General features: G+C 43.3%; 16 protein-coding genes. 7 read left to right on the top strand and 9 right to left on the bottom strand.

Translation table 11 applies throughout. The features are described 5' to 3' along the window. The first annotated feature begins 142 nt into the window (after positions 1-142). The 3 genes from LRR81_RS07905 to LRR81_RS07895 all read left to right on the top strand — a co-directional run bounded on the left by LRR81_RS07905 (position 143) and on the right by LRR81_RS07895 (position 3,044). On the top strand, positions 143-1,609 hold the full coding sequence (locus LRR81_RS07905; protein WP_231788803.1) for an FAD-binding oxidoreductase: 1,467 nt from the start codon (positions 143-145) through the stop codon (positions 1,607-1,609). A gap of 10 nt (positions 1,610-1,619) precedes the next feature. Beyond that, positions 1,620-2,144, top strand: coding sequence for a hypothetical protein (locus LRR81_RS07900; RefSeq protein ID WP_231788802.1), 525 nt, complete (start codon positions 1,620-1,622; stop codon positions 2,142-2,144). A gap of 384 nt (positions 2,145-2,528) precedes the next feature. Further along, on the top strand, positions 2,529-3,044 hold the full coding sequence (locus LRR81_RS07895) for a DUF3291 domain-containing protein (RefSeq protein WP_231788801.1): 516 nt from the start codon (positions 2,529-2,531) through the stop codon (positions 3,042-3,044). Positions 3,045-3,176: 132 nt separating this feature from the next. Here the strand turns inward: LRR81_RS07895 and LRR81_RS07890 are convergent, their stop codons facing one another. Then, positions 3,177-3,953 carry a putative protein N(5)-glutamine methyltransferase gene (locus tag LRR81_RS07890; protein WP_231788800.1) on the bottom strand — a complete coding sequence of 259 codons (777 nt, stop codon included), beginning with the start codon at positions 3,951-3,953 and terminating at the stop codon, positions 3,177-3,179. Between the two features lie 18 nt (positions 3,954-3,971). Next, on the bottom strand, positions 3,972-4,424 hold the full coding sequence (locus tag LRR81_RS07885) for an NUDIX hydrolase (RefSeq protein ID WP_231788799.1): 453 nt from the start codon (positions 4,422-4,424) through the stop codon (positions 3,972-3,974). Between the two features lie 147 nt (positions 4,425-4,571). Between LRR81_RS07885 and LRR81_RS07880 the strand changes: the two genes are divergently transcribed. Further along, a complete protein-coding gene (locus LRR81_RS07880; RefSeq protein ID WP_331716327.1) occupies positions 4,572-5,576 on the top strand; it encodes a sigma-70 family RNA polymerase sigma factor in 1,005 nt (334 codons plus the stop codon). Positions 5,577-5,690: 114 nt separating this feature from the next. Here LRR81_RS07880 and LRR81_RS07875 read toward each other — a convergent pair whose 3' ends face one another. Both LRR81_RS07875 and LRR81_RS07870 read right to left on the bottom strand, forming a co-directional pair. Continuing rightward, on the bottom strand, positions 5,691-6,107 hold the full coding sequence (locus LRR81_RS07875; RefSeq protein WP_231788797.1) for a VOC family protein: 417 nt from the start codon (positions 6,105-6,107) through the stop codon (positions 5,691-5,693). A 138-nt stretch (positions 6,108-6,245) separates the two neighbouring features. Then, positions 6,246-6,629 (bottom strand): VOC family protein, encoded by a 384-nt coding sequence (locus tag LRR81_RS07870; protein ID WP_231788796.1) that lies wholly within the window; start codon positions 6,627-6,629, stop codon positions 6,246-6,248. A 212-nt stretch (positions 6,630-6,841) separates the two neighbouring features. On the opposite strand from LRR81_RS07870, the gene LRR81_RS07865 reads away from it, so the two are divergent. Both LRR81_RS07865 and LRR81_RS07860 read left to right on the top strand, forming a co-directional pair. Beyond that, a complete protein-coding gene (locus LRR81_RS07865) occupies positions 6,842-7,216 on the top strand; it encodes a MerR family transcriptional regulator (protein ID WP_231788795.1) in 375 nt (124 codons plus the stop codon). A 580-nt stretch (positions 7,217-7,796) separates the two neighbouring features. Then, positions 7,797-8,690: a LysR family transcriptional regulator gene (locus LRR81_RS07860; protein ID WP_231788794.1), complete on the top strand. Its 894-nt coding sequence runs from the start codon at positions 7,797-7,799 to the stop codon at positions 8,688-8,690. A gap of 22 nt (positions 8,691-8,712) precedes the next feature. Here LRR81_RS07860 and LRR81_RS07855 read toward each other — a convergent pair whose 3' ends face one another. Beyond that, positions 8,713-9,702 carry an aldo/keto reductase family protein gene (locus LRR81_RS07855; RefSeq protein ID WP_231788793.1) on the bottom strand — a complete coding sequence of 330 codons (990 nt, stop codon included), beginning with the start codon at positions 9,700-9,702 and terminating at the stop codon, positions 8,713-8,715. A gap of 244 nt (positions 9,703-9,946) precedes the next feature. On the opposite strand from LRR81_RS07855, the gene LRR81_RS07850 reads away from it, so the two are divergent. Beyond that, a complete protein-coding gene (locus LRR81_RS07850) occupies positions 9,947-11,863 on the top strand; it encodes a DEAD/DEAH box helicase (protein ID WP_231788792.1) in 1,917 nt (638 codons plus the stop codon). 36 nt (positions 11,864-11,899) lie between these two features. On the opposite strand, the gene LRR81_RS07845 is transcribed toward LRR81_RS07850, so the two are convergent. From LRR81_RS07845 to LRR81_RS07830, 4 genes are all read right to left on the bottom strand, one after another. Beyond that, positions 11,900-13,069, bottom strand: coding sequence for a hypothetical protein (locus tag LRR81_RS07845; RefSeq protein WP_231788791.1), 1,170 nt, complete (start codon positions 13,067-13,069; stop codon positions 11,900-11,902). 215 nt (positions 13,070-13,284) lie between these two features. Continuing rightward, positions 13,285-13,869 carry a nucleotidyltransferase family protein gene (locus LRR81_RS07840; protein ID WP_231788790.1) on the bottom strand — a complete coding sequence of 195 codons (585 nt, stop codon included), beginning with the start codon at positions 13,867-13,869 and terminating at the stop codon, positions 13,285-13,287. Positions 13,870-13,937: 68 nt separating this feature from the next. Next, the gene (locus tag LRR81_RS07835; protein ID WP_231788789.1) at positions 13,938-16,349 is read right to left on the bottom strand and encodes a DEAD/DEAH box helicase family protein; all 2,412 of its coding nucleotides are present in this window, start codon (positions 16,347-16,349) and stop codon (positions 13,938-13,940) included. 4 nt (positions 16,350-16,353) lie between these two features. Then, positions 16,354-16,677: a nucleoside triphosphate pyrophosphohydrolase gene (locus tag LRR81_RS07830; RefSeq protein ID WP_231788788.1), complete on the bottom strand. Its 324-nt coding sequence runs from the start codon at positions 16,675-16,677 to the stop codon at positions 16,354-16,356. Between the last annotated feature and the right edge of the window lie 71 nt (positions 16,678-16,748).

The raw sequence follows: 16,748 nt of genomic DNA, 5'->3' as shown, positions 1-16,748 counted from the left end.
AAGCTGAGGTGAGAATAACAGCCTTTCCCTGTAAATGATGAACGAAATCTTCCTCCCGAAAATAATTCTATGTCTCTCCGACTTCCATTTTTTAGGTATAATCAATATAGTCCTTACCTGAAAAAATGAATCAGGAGATATTATGAAAACAATCATAAGCATCACTAAGAAACCTTGGTTTCTAGCCCTTCTCGTCATTACTTTTGCAAGTATGGCTGCATGGAATATCCCGATTGAAAAAAGAAAATACGGTTTGTCGCAAAGCGGGCTTGCTACAGATTACACTGGCCTTCTTCCTGAGAAAATCGAGCAGACTATTCCATCCGAAAATGTTGAGCAGCTGCAAAATATCATAAAAAATTCAAATAAACACGGAAAGCACATATCCATAGCCGGCCTCCAGCACTCCCAGGGCGGACATACCTATTATAAAAACGGAACAGTACTTGACATGAAGAATATGAATAAGATTCTTGAAATCAATGAACAGGAGAAAACCGTTCGTGTTGAGGCCGGAGCTTCATGGGGAGATATTCAAGAGGCCATCAATCCATATGGACTTGCCTTAAAAGTAACTCAATCACAATCGATATTCACGGTTGGCGGGTCCCTATCCGTTAACGCACATGGCAGAGATATCCGAAATGGATCTATGGCGGGTACTGTGAAAGATATGACGCTAATTACTCCAGCAGGAGAAGTGAAGAAATTAAGACGTGGAGATCAATTGATGAAGGAAGTGCTCGGAGGCTATGGATTATTTGGAGTGATTGCCGATGTGACACTTGAACTTACTGACAACGATGTTTATTCTTTGCATACGAAAGAACTCCGAACAAAAGAATACGAAGAATATTTTCATAAAGTAATAAAAAACGAAAAGGTCGGGCTGCACTATGCAAGAATCAGTGTGGCGCCTGGTTCATTCTTAAATGAAATGTATGCGATTGATTACAATATGACGGGAGAAAAGGATAACACCACTCCGCTTAAAGGAGAAAGTGCAGTCAGACTCAGTAAGTTCGCACTTGACTTGGGAAGAAGCGGCGGGAGGCTTGAAGATCTTTTCTGGGAGAGCCAAAAACAATTCAGCCGGTCACTTAACGGGGACGCCGTTACGCGGAATAATGCCATGCGTTCTGAATCTGGTTTTATGGAATTCACTGTCCCGGGGAGGGTCGAAGTCCTGCAGGAGTTTTTTGTTCCAGTTGATTCGTTTGAGGAATACATAAATGAGCTGAAAAATACCCTTCCTTCCAATGACAAAAACGAGGATTTTAAAGTTCATAATATAACCGTCCGTTTTGCAGAAAGGGATTCCTTTACACATCTTCGCTACGCAAAAGAAGATATGTTTGGATTGGTCGTCCTGATTCAGCATGGAGTGAATGACAAACAAATGCAGCATGCAGAGAATATGATCCAGAAATGGACCGAAGCAACCTTGAAATATGGCGGTACATATTATCTTCCTTATTATCCTTATCAAACAAAAGATCAGTTTAGAAGAGCCTATCCAGAATGGGAGGCATTTAGAGAGCAGAAAAAAAGGGCTGATCCGAACGAAGTTTTTGTTAATTTGTTTTATGATCATTACCTGAAAGATTAAGGGGACTGCCATGGAAAAGAATAGTCAGCGGCTGATTCCGCTTATTGTAACAGTCGGTCAGGTTGTCATCTTCCCCTATTATATTATCTGGCTAAAAGAAGTTTCGATGAGCTTTACCCTTTTCGCCTGGCTGTTTGCAGTATTTTCCTTTTCTGCTGCATGGGGATACCGGACATTTTCTGTAAAAAAGCCATATACAGCTTCTTATATTTTTTCCATTTATATTGGAATGGGACTGATCTATATGGCAGCAGGATGGATGGTTTTTCCGATCGAAATGCTTCCATATGCAGCACTTCTCATGCAAATCGGTTTGGGCTTTCTGCAAGGGTATTTCCGGGCATGGCATATTCAAAAGCCTTCCTACCGAGTGCATGCTGTCCACCACTATTTACTAGTGGGAATCATCATGCTCGGGCTCTCGTTTGTAAAAATTTTCTCTCCTTCTATTTTTCTGATCCTATTTGGAGTCCTCCTTTTCATCAGCGGAGGATGGGAGTGGCGAAATAGAAAAGCAGAACGTAAATATGACTAACAAGGGGCACTGCAGAAATCCTGCTGTGCCCCATTTCGTTTTATGATGAATTTTTTATACTTAATGATGATTTATTAAAAATAATGCTAAATTACCAAAATCGGCTTCCAGATGAAGAACCCGCCAGAAAAACCGGCTCTTTGTTAATAAAAAGGCCGGTTTTATCAGTTCGCCGATATAATGAGGAGATCGCCGATATAACTTGGAAAGTGCTCGATATAATGAAAAATCCGCCGATATCAGCATGCCATCCGCCGATATATCTATCTCTCCTTATATTGTGAAAGGAAAACATGATCTTTTTAGCGAAATATAGAGCAGGTCTATACGAATTTCTCCGAAAATACCCGCAAAAACTCATTTCAAAGATAGAATGTCATTCATTTGCCTGATCCAAGTAGTTTCAACCTTCACAAATGGGAAAGGGAGGGCTTTGTTATCGCTTATATTGTGATCTATACCGTCGGAAGTGTGAAATACCCCGAAGGCCATACAGTCACAACGGATTTTTTTGAAAAGGGAAATGCTATCTTTCAGCAGGCAATGAACACAGGGGACATGATCGATGCGCTGCCTTCGAATAGAGTGCCGATTCCGGATGCAGCAAAAGGGGAAGGTGCCCCTATTCTTACCTTGACTATATGGAAAAGTCTTTCAGCACTGTTTCAGTTCAGCTATTCCGGTGTTCACAGCCAGGCACTCAGGGACCGGAACAAATGGATGCAACCTCATGAGGACCACAAGCCCTATGTGCTGTGGTGGACAGAGAAGGTGATGGATGTTTCGTGGCTGGAGGCATTTAAGAGATACGACTACTATTTGGAGAAAGGGTCTACTCCTTTTGCTTTTGATTTTAAGCGGGCGTTTGATGAGAAGGGGGAGGCGTGCCGGGTTAAATAGAAGAGGAGACCTTGTAAGGAAGGTCTCCTCAGAGTTAGAACCTACGCATTTTTCTCCCAGGCAATTGAAAGCACCATTTAACCTGTAATTTATCAAAAATGAAAAAGATCCAACTTCCTGCTCAATAGGGTCTTAGCGTGCCACTCCAATAACAACTGCAGTATGCAGGTCATCATCCAGTACTATCCTCGGATTAATCCCATGCCTCGCAAAAATATCAGCTGTCACAGGTGCCTGCCGTTCGCTCGTTTCAATAAGAAGACAGCCTCCTGGAGCAAGCCATTGATCAGCCTCAGCAGCAATCCTCCGCTGAACATCCAGTCCGTCACCGCCGCCGTCAAGCGCCATCCGCTCTTCATGAAGGCGGGCTTCACGAGGCATAAACTCGATCTCTCCTGATGGAACATAAGGCGCGTTGGCCGCAATGAGGTCAAATCTGTGCTTCAAAGAAAGAGGGAGTGGGGCATATAGGTCACCTTCAAAAACCTTACCACCGAAAGCTTCCGTATTTTCATGGGCACTGCGGACAGCGGCCGGATCCAAGTCAACAGCATACAGGTCAATCTTTTGAGAGGAGGCAAGCACAGCTCCTACAGCTCCAGTACCGCAGCAAAGGTCCAGCACAACAGCGTCTTCTTTAAGGAGAAAAGCTGCCTGATCAGCCAAAAACTCTGTCCGGCGGCGGGGAACGAAAACACCGGGGCTTACCTTTATCCGGTGCCCGCAAAATTCCGCCCAGCCAATGACATATTCTAAAGGCATGCCAGCTATCCGCTTATCTGTCATGGTATTCAGTTCTTCCAGTGATTTTGCCTCAGTAAGCAGCAGCTTGGCTTCTTCTTCAGCAAATACAGAGCCAGCTGTCCGAAGCTTTTCGATCAGGTTGCTCTCTATTAGGGAAGGGAACAAACTTTTCTCACCAGCCTTTTAAGTTGCTCGCTGGATAGCGCGGTTCGTCATGCAGTCTTCCAGCAGCGCCGCCACATTATTTTTTTCAAAATCAGCCAGGATACCTGGAGGGAGGAATTTGTTGACTTGATCAAGCGGAACCCATTGATACTCAGTATGTTCCGCTGACAAGAGGACCTGATTGGTTTCACTTCTGCAAAGGTACGTTAAGATGACCACTTGCCGAGCAGGATCTGTTAAAAAGGAAGTAGCATAAACCAGCTTTTCTGCAGCGGCCTCCAGTCCCGCCTCTTCCGTCACTTCCCGGACAAGAGCATCCTCTAAACTCTCTCCAAATTCAATTTTGCCGCCGGGACACTCCCATGTCTCAGCCCCGAAAGCATCTTTTGGGGAGCGCTTTATTAAAAGAATCCGCTCTTCGTAAAGGATGATCCCTTTTACGACAACTGCTGTTTTATTAGGTTCTGGCATTTTTATCTGTTCCTTTCAATCTGTTAGGTTATGATTATTTTACTATATTTTGGAAGATTGAATAGCGGGGAAGCTTTAAAGTAGCATCTTCCGAAGAAAGGAATATGAAAATACAGCATCGAATAAAAAGAATAGGCTAATGACTTCTTGCTGGAGAAATCGTTGAAGGAGGCCGCGATGAACAAGACCGCATTTGACGAATCATTATTTGCAAGCTTAAAGCCGGGTTTAACCTCATTCTGTTACCGAATGCTGGGCTCCATGGATGATGCTGACGATGCTGTTCAGGAGACGAGCATTCGGGTCTGGCAGAAATGGAGCACGTTCAGACAGGATTCCTCGTTCAAAACCTGGGTCTATCGGATTGCCGCCAACCTGTGCTTGGATAAGCTGAGACACTCCAAACGCCGCGCACTTCCTGTTGACCTGTTCGATCCGGCCGCCGCCATCGTCGAGCCGCGCGGCACGCTGCCGGACTCTGCCTGGATCTGGCCGTCTTGCGACTTTGGAGGCAATCCGGAGGATCGGCTCCTCCGAAGAGATACCCTTCAATTGTGCTTTGTCGCTCTCCTGCAGACCTTGCCTCCGCGGCAGCGTGCGGTACTCATTTTGAAGGATGTATTTGAATGGCCCTCCAAGCAGATCGCAGAAACATTTGCGATGTCGCCGGCAGCGGTGAACAGCGCCTTGCAAAGAGCCAGGGAGACGATGGACCGGGCGCAGCTTCGCTCGGATGAGCTCAGCAGCATGGCCGTGCAACCGGAGCAGCAGCTGCTGTCCCGGTATGTGGAGGCTTTCGAGAAATTCGATATTGCTGCGCTCGTCGCGTTGTTCCATGAGGAAGGCTGCATGTCGATGCCGCCCTTCGAGATGTGGGTCCGCGGCAAGGACGATTTGGCCGCGTTCTATTCGCTTACCCGCTGGCATTGCGAAGGTTCGCGATTGTTACCCATTACGGTGAATGGCGGTTATCCGGCGCTGGCACAGTATATGCCGGGTAAAGAGGGCTCTGGCCTGGTACCTTGGGGCATCCATGTTATCGAAACCAAAGAAAATCAAATCCTGCACGTTCAAAACTTCATTCATCCGCCATTATTTTCAAGATTTGGGCTCCCTGATCGGATTGTGAGAATAGTCAACCCACGAAAGTAACCGTGCAAGCCGTCATTCAAGTACCGAACGAAACGAATCATCGCAAAGAAGACGCTGGGGAAGATGCCCGGCGTCTTTCTTTAGAAACCTGTACGAGCGTGTTCTCCGTTAACCTTAACCTTTTTCCGCATCCATGCCCATGAAGTTAATGGCCCACAGATGGCCGTCCAAGTCAACAAAGCCCCAATGATACATGAACTCATGTTCTTCAGGTTCAGCATGCAATTTCCCGCCCAAGGAGACCGCTGTATTCACGATTTCATCAACCTTTTCCCGGCTCTCGAAGGCCAAGGCGATCGTCATCTGCGCGTACTTGCTCGTATCGACGGATTCCTTCTCTGTAAGCGTATTAAAGAATTTTTGATGGATCAACATGACCTGCAGGCTGTCGCCGATCACGATCGCTGCCGAATTCTCGCTCTCGGGGAATTGCGGGTTGAGCTCGAATCCGAGTCCGGTGAAGAATGCTTTGGATTGTTTTACGTTTTTTACAGGCAGGTTGAAGCTCGTGAATGAGGATTGTAATGCCATTTTTAAAACACCTCTTCGTCGTTTTAGTTTGTTTCATTTAAGCCTTCGTTTATATTGACGACAGCCGAGCCGGGAATTCATCGGTCTCATGGATTCCGAAACGTAAATTTTAAAAAATAAAAATGACAGGCATTAAAGTTAGGTTGCAGGCTGGAATAGTTCAAGCAGCTCACCATCAGGTCCCCTGAAAAAAATGTATTTAGATCCTGAAAGATTATGGATGTCTTTCTGTGTAAAGTTAACCTTCTTAGCCTTAAGGCGTTCCATTTCTTTCTCAATTTCACTTACGGTAAAGGCGATATGATTAACCTTGCCTTCTGCTGGAAGACCTTCCTTCGAACCTTGTATGAGCTCAATGATAATTTCTCCGCGTGTTTTATATCCTAAAAATGCGATTTTGATAGAGGGAGCAGGATGAAACTTATCGATTACATCCAGTCCGATAATATCTTGATAGAAAGAGATGGAAGTTTCCAAATCCTTTACCATAATTCCAACATGTTCTAACTTTTCAATAGCCATTTTGTATCCTCCAAATCCAAGAAATTCTTGTGGAGCGAATTTCTTTGTATAGTTTGCTGCTTTTAGCCACTTTAAAATAAGGTGAAAAGTTACTCATTCCAGACAGCTGGAAGCCCCTTTGAAAGTAATTAACCATGGTTTATACTTGATGGTAATGCTTAGAGTAAGATCAAAGTCAAACTTTTTTTTAAAAAGGGCTTTTAGGAGGAACAGTGATATATACCATTAATCAAGTTGCCGAGATTTGGGACATATCAGCCCACACCTTGCGATTCTATGATAAAGAAGGACTCCTTCCATTTATTTCAAGGACCAGTAACGGAAACAGACAGTTTTCTGAAAGAGATTTAGAACTTGTGAAACTGATTTGCTGCTTAAAAGACACGGGTATGTCCATTAAAGAAATTAGACGCTATATGGAAATAAGTATGGCAGGTGAGAAGACCTTTGAGACGCGGAAGGAAATGATGAAGGCTCATCGCAAAGAGGTGCTTCGGCAAATTAATGACTTAAAAAAGAATTTAAGAATCATAGATTTAAAAGTCGCCTATTACAATTCAGATCAAAATCGAAAAGATTCACTTTGAGTTGAGTCAAAGTTCAGTTAGAGGAAAATAGAGTGTCCCTCCTGTACATTGGGGTTGCGCGGGCGAAGGTTGCTTCTAGCAATTTATGGGGCAGTTTAATGGAATAAGGAATGTTATAATAATTTAAATTATAGGGGAATCAGCGTGACTATTTTAACGATTATTTTTGCTGTTTTTTCATTTTTTGGTTTAATATTTTTTTCCTTTAAAAATAAAGAATTTTATCAAAATGAAGATTTCAATACTGGCTCTTCAGAAATTTTAGGGGATATATTACTTTATCTTGTTAATTTATTACCATGGTATTTAATAAAGTTATTTATGATTCTTCTTTTCTTAAGTTCGTGCATATTTTGTTTGTGTTATTTTATTTATGTGTAACGGATTGGTTAAGTGTGTTATAGAATTATTAACCTCATACTAACGGATGCCTATATTCAAGAAACGCAATGGTAAAATAAATATGCCATTGTTTTTTATTTGTCTCTGTTAAGGCTGGTTGTTGATATTTACCCTTACTAACAAGCAATTCTATACCCATTAGCAATTGCCCATCCTATTAGAAAGAGAGGTGATTTAAATGGACCTGCGACAAATGCGCTACTTTATCATGGTAGCGGAGGAACTGAATTTCAGCCGTGCTGCTGAACGCCTGAATATGGCGCAGCCGCCCTTAAGCCAGGAGATACGCAAACTGGAAGAGGAGATCGGGGTGCTGCTTTTTCACCGGACGAAGAGAAAAGTTGAGCTGTCGGAAGCGGGGAAGGTTTTTCTTAAGGAAGCGCGCAAGACACTCCTTCAATTTCAGCAGGCGGTGAAGGCGGCACAGCTTGCAGGCGATGGAAAACTGGGGAATCTTACGGTTGGATTCGTCGACTCATCGAATCTGGTCGTTGCTTTGATTAAGGAGTTTCGCGAGCAGTTTCCGCGTATTCATTTAACCTTAAAAGAAATGACAACGGAGCAGCAAGTTCTGGCACTTGCAGAAAAACAGATACAGATCGGGTTCGTCCGGTCTGCGGAGAATCAAGACTTTTTGCAGTCTGAGGTCATTTCCGAAGAATCTTTGCTGCTTGTCTTGCCTGAAAACCACCCTCTGTGTGAGAAAGAAAGCATTCCGATGAAAATGCTGGCAGGAGAACCGTTTATCCTGTTTCCGCGTCATTTGGGGAATCATTTCTATGATCTGATTATCAGCTATTTTCGGGAATACGGCATCTCGCTGAATGTGGTTCAGGAAGCCATTCAGATGCATACCATCCTTAATCTGGTCAAAACCGGAATTGGGCTTTCCATTGTACCCTCGACGCTCGCAGATACTCCGGTTTCAGGAGTGGTCTTCAAGGAAATACAGGAGCCTGCTCCACCGATTCATCTGCATGCAGCTTGGAGGAGGGATGAAGATTCTCCAGTGGTGCTTCGATTTTTAGAAATGCTGAGAAGGAAAAATGACATAAAAGAATCCAGCCGATAAAATGGCTGGATTTTCTTTCTCCTTATCCTGTTTTAGAGGCATCAAACTCTGCATGCCTTGAGATAATGGAATCAATCTCTTTCATCATTTCTTCCTCCAGCACCACATCTGCAGCAAGGGCATTTTCCTTCACTTGCTCGGGACTTGATGCGCCGATAATGGCAGAGGAGATATCCTCATTCTGCAATACCCATGCAATGCCAAGCTGGGCAAGAGTCAAATCAGCTCCTTCTGCGAGGGATTTGAGCTGCTGGATGGCCTGAAGGACCTCCTCCTTCATCCACTGGCTGGCTAATCTCTGAAAGAATGGTTTACCAGAAGACGAGTTAGCCCTTGAGTTTTCCGGAAGCGGCTGACCGGGCAAATATTTCCCGGTCAGAATCCCCTGTGCCAGCGGCGACCACACAACCTGGCCAATACCTTCTCTCCGTGATGCGGGAATCACATCCTTCTCAATGATCCTCCACAGCATGGAATACTGCGGCTGGCTGGCCGCAAACGGAATGTTCAGCTGCCGGGCAAGCGCCGCTCCTCTTGTAATCTGTTCTGCCGTCCACTCGCTTACTCCAATATAATGAACCTTCCCCTGGCGGACCAGATCGGCAAACGCCAGCATGGTTTCCTCGAGCGGCGTACCGGGATCATAGCGATGGGCATAATAAACGTCAATGTAATCTGTTTGCAGCCTGTCCAAGGAAGCTTTGCAGTTTTCTAAAATATGCTTCCTCGACAATCCTCTGTCATTATGTCCCGGACCTGTCGGATGGCACACCTTCGTGCACAATTCAATGCTATCTCTGCGGATGCCTTTTAAGGCATGTCCCAAAACCTCTTCAGCCTTCGTATCGGAATAAACATCCGCTGTATCAAAGGTGGTGATGCCAGCCTCAAGTGCAGCCTTTACACACTGATGGGCCATCTCCTCATCTATTTTGCCACCATGGTTAATCCAGTTCCCAAAAGCAATTTTACTGACAGTGAGTCCGCTGTTGCCCAGTTTGCTGTATCTCAAGCTGTTCGCCCCTTTCAGTTGATTACTTTAAGTATAGGAGCTGGAAAAAAGGATGAGAAATATCTGTTTATGGATAGAGTTAGAGGTTTTTTATATAACTGACAACAAGACAGTAGAGAAAGTGCTTTGAGAGCTTTTTGGCGAATCTGACAAAAAAACAAGAACTATATTTTACAAATTGCGACAATTATGTAAAAAATGTTATATGATAAAAGTACCTACACTGTTTTTGGAGTGAAATCAAGTGGCATACACAATCCCTGAGACAATCCGAAGCTCTGCAACAGCAGGGGAGAGATTGCTGTTTTCTACCTTAAAAAAATATTTGCCTGATGATTATATTGTTTACTATGAACCTGAAATTCATGGCAGGCATCCTGATTTTGTCATTATTGGCCCTGACCTTGGACTGGTTTTGCTGGAAGTAAAAGATTATACACAGAACACGATTCTGCAAGTTAACACAGACACTTGGACGATCGTCAACACGAAGGGCGAGCAGGCAGCAGTCAAAAGCCCGATCAAACAGGCGAGAGATTACATGTTTCATATTTCCAACACCCTGCAAAAGGATAAAAACCTGATTCAGACTGAGGGGAAATACAAATTTAAGCTGAAGTTTCCGACAGGCTACGGGACCGTCTTCACGAGACTGAAGCAGGAATTTTTCATAAAGGAAGGGCTGTATGCAGTTTGCGACCCGTCCCTTGTTCTGACGCGGGATGAAATTGATCCTGATAAAGAGAGCTTTTCAGAGGAAAACCTGATTGAAAAAATCATGGAGATGTTCGTGATTCCTTTTCGGCTGAAGGAACCGCTTAAAAAGGCGGAGATAGATGCAATCCGGTACCACCTTTTCCCGGAGGTGCGCATCAGTGCGGAATTCAAGCCTCCTGTCCCTTATCAGGATCAGCTGCTCCTATCGCTTCACGACATCAAGACAATGGACCTGCATCAGGAAAACCTGGCCAGACAAATAGGTGACAAAAATCGGCTGATCAGGGGAGTGGCCGGAAGCGGGAAAACATTGATTCTTGCTGCAAGGGCAAAGTACCTTTCCAAGCAGCATCCGGACTGGAAGATCCTTGTGCTTTGCTACAACATCTCGCTTGCACAGGAAATCACCCATATGGTCCGCTCGAAAATGAACGAGCCCGAGGATTTGTTTGACTTTGATCCTCTGAACGAGAATAGCGGGGATTTGAAAAATGTGCAGGTATACAATTTCCACGCTTGGCTGAAGCACGAGCTGAATATCAAGGAAGACCAAGTGCCCGCCATTACTGGAAAAATATTGGCAAAGGAAGCGATTCTGCCAACCTATGACGCCATCCTGATTGACGAAGGACAGGACTTTGATTCCGAGTGGCTCGCACTCGCAAGCTCACTGCTGAACCCTGATACAAAGATGCTGTTGCTAGTGGAAGACAGAGTGCAGAACATCTACTCCAGGAAACGAACTTATGTGCAGGACACCGGTCTCAGCTTCCAGGGAAGATCCAAGATCCTGTCCATTAACTACCGAAACACAGCGCAAATCGTAACATTTGCCTGGGAGTTTTATAAGAAGCATTCTGTTCTGAAAAACAAAGTCGCTGAAGGCTCAACAGACGGAGAAGAAATCATCTCCCCGCAAGGCACAAGAAGACGCGGACCTGAGCCGATGATTCTAAAATCCGGCAGCCTCCAAGAAGAAATGGCAACCGTCTCAAAGCTGATGAAAAGACTGCATACAGATAAAGGTGTCCCATACTCGGAAATGCTCGTCCTCTACCGGGTAAAAAGAAGCTTCAAGCAAAACATCATCGAAACCATCCAAAAAGAACTGTCAAAAGCAGAAGTGCCGCACTACTGGCTCACCGAGAATGCTGACAGCAAGCGGGGCTATAACCGGGACAGCGAATCCATTGTCATCAGCACAATCGACAGCAGCAAGGGTCTCGACTTCCAAGCTGTGTTCATTGTGAACACAGAAAACATGCCGTTTGCTTTAGAGGAAAATAAGGAGCGGGAGGTGTCCCTGCTGTATATCGGAATGACGCGGGCGAAGGATTATTTGTTTGTTTCCTATTCAGGGGAGTCAGAGTTTACGGCTTATTTTGATGAAGTGAAGAGGGTTAAGGCTGAGGAGAAGAAGAGAAAGCTAACGGAAGTGAAATGAAAAAACCCCTTCGCTGAAGGGGTTTTTCCATTTCAGTTACTTTATCATTTTGAAGTCATATAGGTGAACATGGCTGTTTGCAGAAATGATTTTTCCGATACCTTTTACTTTAATAGTGTCTGTAACTTGTCCGTTTTGAAGATCATACTTTTCAATCTGGCCGTCCCCTCCATAGTTCATTGCAAAAAGATAGAGGAATTGATTTTTAAAAAAGATTTTCTTTATACCTAATTTAACTAGGTTTGGGTTCAATTGAAACTCTCTTTGTTTTTTGCCAGTACTTTTATTAATAATCATCACTTTTCCTAAACCATCTGCAAAATAGATATTATTGCTATCCATGTATGTGGAATTATTGCTATAAGGGATGGCTTTATAGACGGTTTGCGGGTCTTTTTGATAACGCTTAATATCAATTGTTTCTGCATCTTTAGTTTGAAGATTAATCTTAACTAGCTGATAGACATGCTCGCCTTTAGGGCCGTTGATAATGAAATATATGAACTGATCATCAATAAGGAGTGGAGAAAGAGGACTCGCATTTTTACCTAAAGTAACTTCCATTACAGGGTGAATCTCCATATCCTCTTTCAGGACAACTTTATGGAATACAAACTTCCTGGTTTCCGAAGAGGATGAATCATCAGGAGTTTGTGCTGTATATATATTATCATGAAAAGTCCCGTTAGCAGCAATAAAATAAGGGATGACATCCTGATTAAGCTTAGAACCAATACCCCAATATACTTCCGATCGATAGTTTTTCATATCTTTGGAATATCCAGAGTTATATATTGTATAGAAGGAGTTTGTGTCTTTGATGAACCCTGCACCGCCGTCGTATCCTGTATGCTGAGGCGGGCGCGTTATCGTTTTAGCATTTTCACCTGCTAAATAAATATGATCTTTATCTGACATGACCGCTTGGCTGTCATGGATTGCTGTAGTACCCAGTTCAAGAGGCAGCATTTTCCGCGCTGAAACATTACCGTTTTTATTCAGGAAAACAGCATAGCTTTTGCCTGGAGTGGTATCAATGGTTGTGGAAAAGTAAAGAAGCGCATGCTTATCTTTTAAAAAATCTGCCTGACTCATTTCTTTACTGCTAATGGAGGTTGTGGATTCAAGATAATATAAAATGACATAGGTTAATAGTCCAGCAGCGGCTAATGCTAGAACAGTAATGCTTACTATCCGTTTTTTCATTCAACCAAAACCTTCTAAAGTATTTACGGAAGGAGCTCTAGGGTCCTCACATAGCAGTATTTCAAACACGTTCATATGTAAAATAACTGTAAGTATATCCATTTATTTGAAATATAAATGTATTATACCTATTAAAATCATAAAAAGCTTACTAATATTCAAAAATGAATCTTTATTACCAGAAAAAATAGTTAACTCAATGGCAAAGGTTTGTGTTATCTAGAAAAATCTGAATGGATATGATGAATTCTTAACCTGTACCAAACAACCTTCCAATTCTTCTTCAAAATGCGCTCCTCATATTTAGCAGCAAGTTCTCTTGTATGGAGAAAATGCGGAGTCGGTTTCAATTCTAAATTCAGAACATCGTCTATTCCGCAGGGAGAAGTAAGAACCAATTGCTTATCCTTGTCCAGCTTCACTCCAAGTGCAGTTGCCGTTTCAGGAAACTTTGAAATAGCATCTACTGAAGAAGTGTAAGGAGGGAGGTTGTTAATGAGGTGCATCCTCGCTTCATTTTTTACAGACCAAGGTATATCAGGCATTAGGCTGATCAATTGCTTCTCTAATTCCTTTTCAGCCTTTTCATCAAGGTTGGTTTTGTCAAAATAAATAACATCTATATCTTGAGCCTCTGTTCTTTCGTGAAACCCATGCAGCGCATCCCAGATTTTTGAACGGACGAACCCGGCGCATATCCACCAGTCTGGTAGATTTAGAGTGCTTGCTGCTTCAATTATCTCCATCATTTTTTCGTCGCTTTTGATCAGCTTCAATATATCTTCTGTACTCTTTAACATCTGTATTTCCCCCCTTACTTTTGGAGCCAAGGCATGAAAATACCCTTCTTAAATGGAAGGGTATTTCGTTATGACATCAAAGCACCTTTTTTCTCAAAATACTGATGCAGCCGGTATTCACAGATTTCACGTGTCCAGTTGTATAGAATGCTGCTATTAACTGGAGACACATTGAAATAGAATTTCTTATCTTCAAAAACTGCAAACCCCTTAGAACTTCCGCTCCACTTCGTCATCGGCATTCTTTCAATCAGTCCTGCCATGTCAGACTCATTGTAGTCCCAGAGTTTTTCGCTTTGCTTGTCCGAAAAATCAATTCTTTTTCTGTGCTCCTTAGACATTAGGTAGTCGTGAAAGAAAGTAGCTATTTCAGTAGCCGAAATCGTTTTGAACCAATTATCAGGTCCTCTTTCCAGCATAGCCAGCAGGACAATCATTTTGTAGCTCTTTTTCATATCAGTTTTTACAACGTCAGCTAACCAGTCTTTATGAGCCAGATAAGCATGTTCTTCATCAGCGGTTAATTCGCCAGCCTGGTGCAAAAAACCATAATATGTTTCGTTTTTATATTCAGCTGCTGAGATCTCACCCTTCAGATGCAGCTCCAAATAAGTCGGCCTTCTGCCAAGCTCCTCTTTTACCGTCCGGTAGTTTGCGAGCAGCTTTTCCTTTCGAGGCTGTCTCTTTTTCGTCATTTCCTTAAGCAGATTAATGACCCTGATATCAAGATCAATCGAGCAAGCCTCAGGCACAACAGGTTCAACAATCCGCTCCTTCTGTCCAGAGGGAACATTTGTATCAAAAAGACTCAATTTTATATCCGCATTCCTGTAGTTGCCGATCAAATCGATGATCACGCACTGCTCCTTGCCAGGATGCAGGCGCAATCCCCGTCCAATTTGCTGTGTAAAAATCGTTAAGGATTCTGTAGGTCTTACAAAAAGGAGAGTATCAACAGATGGAATATCTACCCCTTCATTAAAAAGGTCGACAACAAAAATCGTATCCAGCTCTCCAGCTGCCAATGCCGCAGCTGCAGCTCTCCGGTTGCTCTGCTTTTGCTTGGAATGAAGCGAGATTGTCCGGTAGCCGTTCTCCTGAAAATAAGAGGATAAGAAATCAGCCTGCCGGATGGAGGAGCAGAAAACAATCGTTCTGGTTTTCTTGTGTTTCTCCCAAGCTCCTAATATATGAGCAGCCTGCTCTGTTCTAAGCTGGGCCAGCATCAGCTCCTGCTTGTCATATTGTGTTCCGTGCCAAGTAATTTTGGAGTAGTCCGTTTCATCATAAACTCCGTAATAGTCAAAGGGAGAGAGCCAGGTTCTTTGAATTGCCTCCAAAAAATCAATGGAGTAAGCAACATTACCCTCGCAAATGGCATAAACATCCCGGTTATCAGCCCTGTCCGGTGTTGCCGTTATTCCTAATAAAAAGCTTGGCTGAAAGTAATCCAGCACCTTCTGATAGGAGGCGGCTGCCGCATGATGAAATTCATCGACAACAATCAGATCGAATTCATCGGTCTGAAAGACCTCAAGATGGCGCTTCATACTGAGTGTCTGAATCGAGGCAAAGAGCAGCTCTGCTTCAGAATCCTTTTGCCGTCCATTGTAAATGCCGGCTGTTTTTTCAGGCATAACATTTAAAAAGGATGCTGCTGATTGGTGAAGGATTTCCTCCAGGTGGGCAATAAAAAGCACCTTTTTAAACTTCTTGGCGAAAAAACCTGCCAAATAGGTTTTGCCAAGCCCTGTTGCCATAACGACCATCGCTTTTTTGTAACCTTCTTCTAAAGTAATATCCAGCTGTTCCAAAGCTTCAAGCTGGGCAAATCGGGGAGATAGTGCTGAGTAAACCTCTGCTTTTTCCATAACAGCAGGATCCGTTACAGCATCTTCTTCCTCAGCTGGCAGCATGAGCTCCTGTTCTTCCTGCTTTGTCCAGGTTCTCGCCAGATTCGGATGCTTCTGATGAAAGTTTTTATAATCTTCTTCATAGCGTTTAGCTGTTTCCTTATTCACTGGAATCGTATTGGCTGCTTGAAAAAGACTGATAAAATGGCTGCTGGCTTCTTCGAATAGAAACTTGTCAGAAATCCCGACACTCCACTCAACGCCTGTTGTAAGGGCAGACCTTGATAGATTGGAAGAACCAATAATAGAATACTCTTCGCCTTCCGCTTCAAATAAATAAGCCTTTGGATGAAAACTGATTCCATTGCTGCGCCACAAACGGACTTCAATGCTTTCATGAATAGAAGCGAGCTCATACAAAGCCTCAGGCTGTGTGACATACAAATAATCTCCAGCCAAAAGCTTCACATCTGCTCCGCCTTCAGCTGCTTCAGCAAGTGCTTTCTTTAATAGAGATACTCCTGATTTCATAGCAAAAGCAGTTAGGATATAAATTGTTTTTGAGCGCTGAACTCGTTTCAGTACAGGAACGAGCAGTTGCTCAGTATAAAGAGATACTTCCTTCATAAGCTCAGTCCTCAACTTGTACTAAAAAGATCTTTTCCTCAAATCCGCCGCGTTTTTCTGCTTTTTCCTTACGAATATTATCTACTTCATTAAGATTTGAACCATGGAGCTCAGCAAAAGACTTGATGATTTCAAGTAAATCAGCAAGCTCTTCAATGGCTTCTGCATTGCTTTCGGCAGCCATGTATTCCTCAAGCTCTTCATAGCTCTTTTTCTTTAATTCGGTTATGTATTCTTCTTTTTCAAGAATGCGGGTTTCAAAGGATTTGCCTGTTGCTTCTATGATTTCCGGAATCCGATCACGGACAAGTTTGTTGTAGGTTGGCATAGCGTATTTCCCCCAGTTTCGTCATTTTCTCTTATTTTACCATTACACGGCCGGCGCATTTCAACTGTTTA

This window comes from Metabacillus kandeliae (assembly GCF_021166585.1).
Taxonomy (GTDB): Bacteria; Bacillota; Bacilli; order Bacillales; family Bacillaceae; genus Metabacillus_B; species Metabacillus_B kandeliae.
Note: the sequence above shows the minus strand (reverse complement) of the source record. Positions and strands in the feature narration are given on the sequence as shown.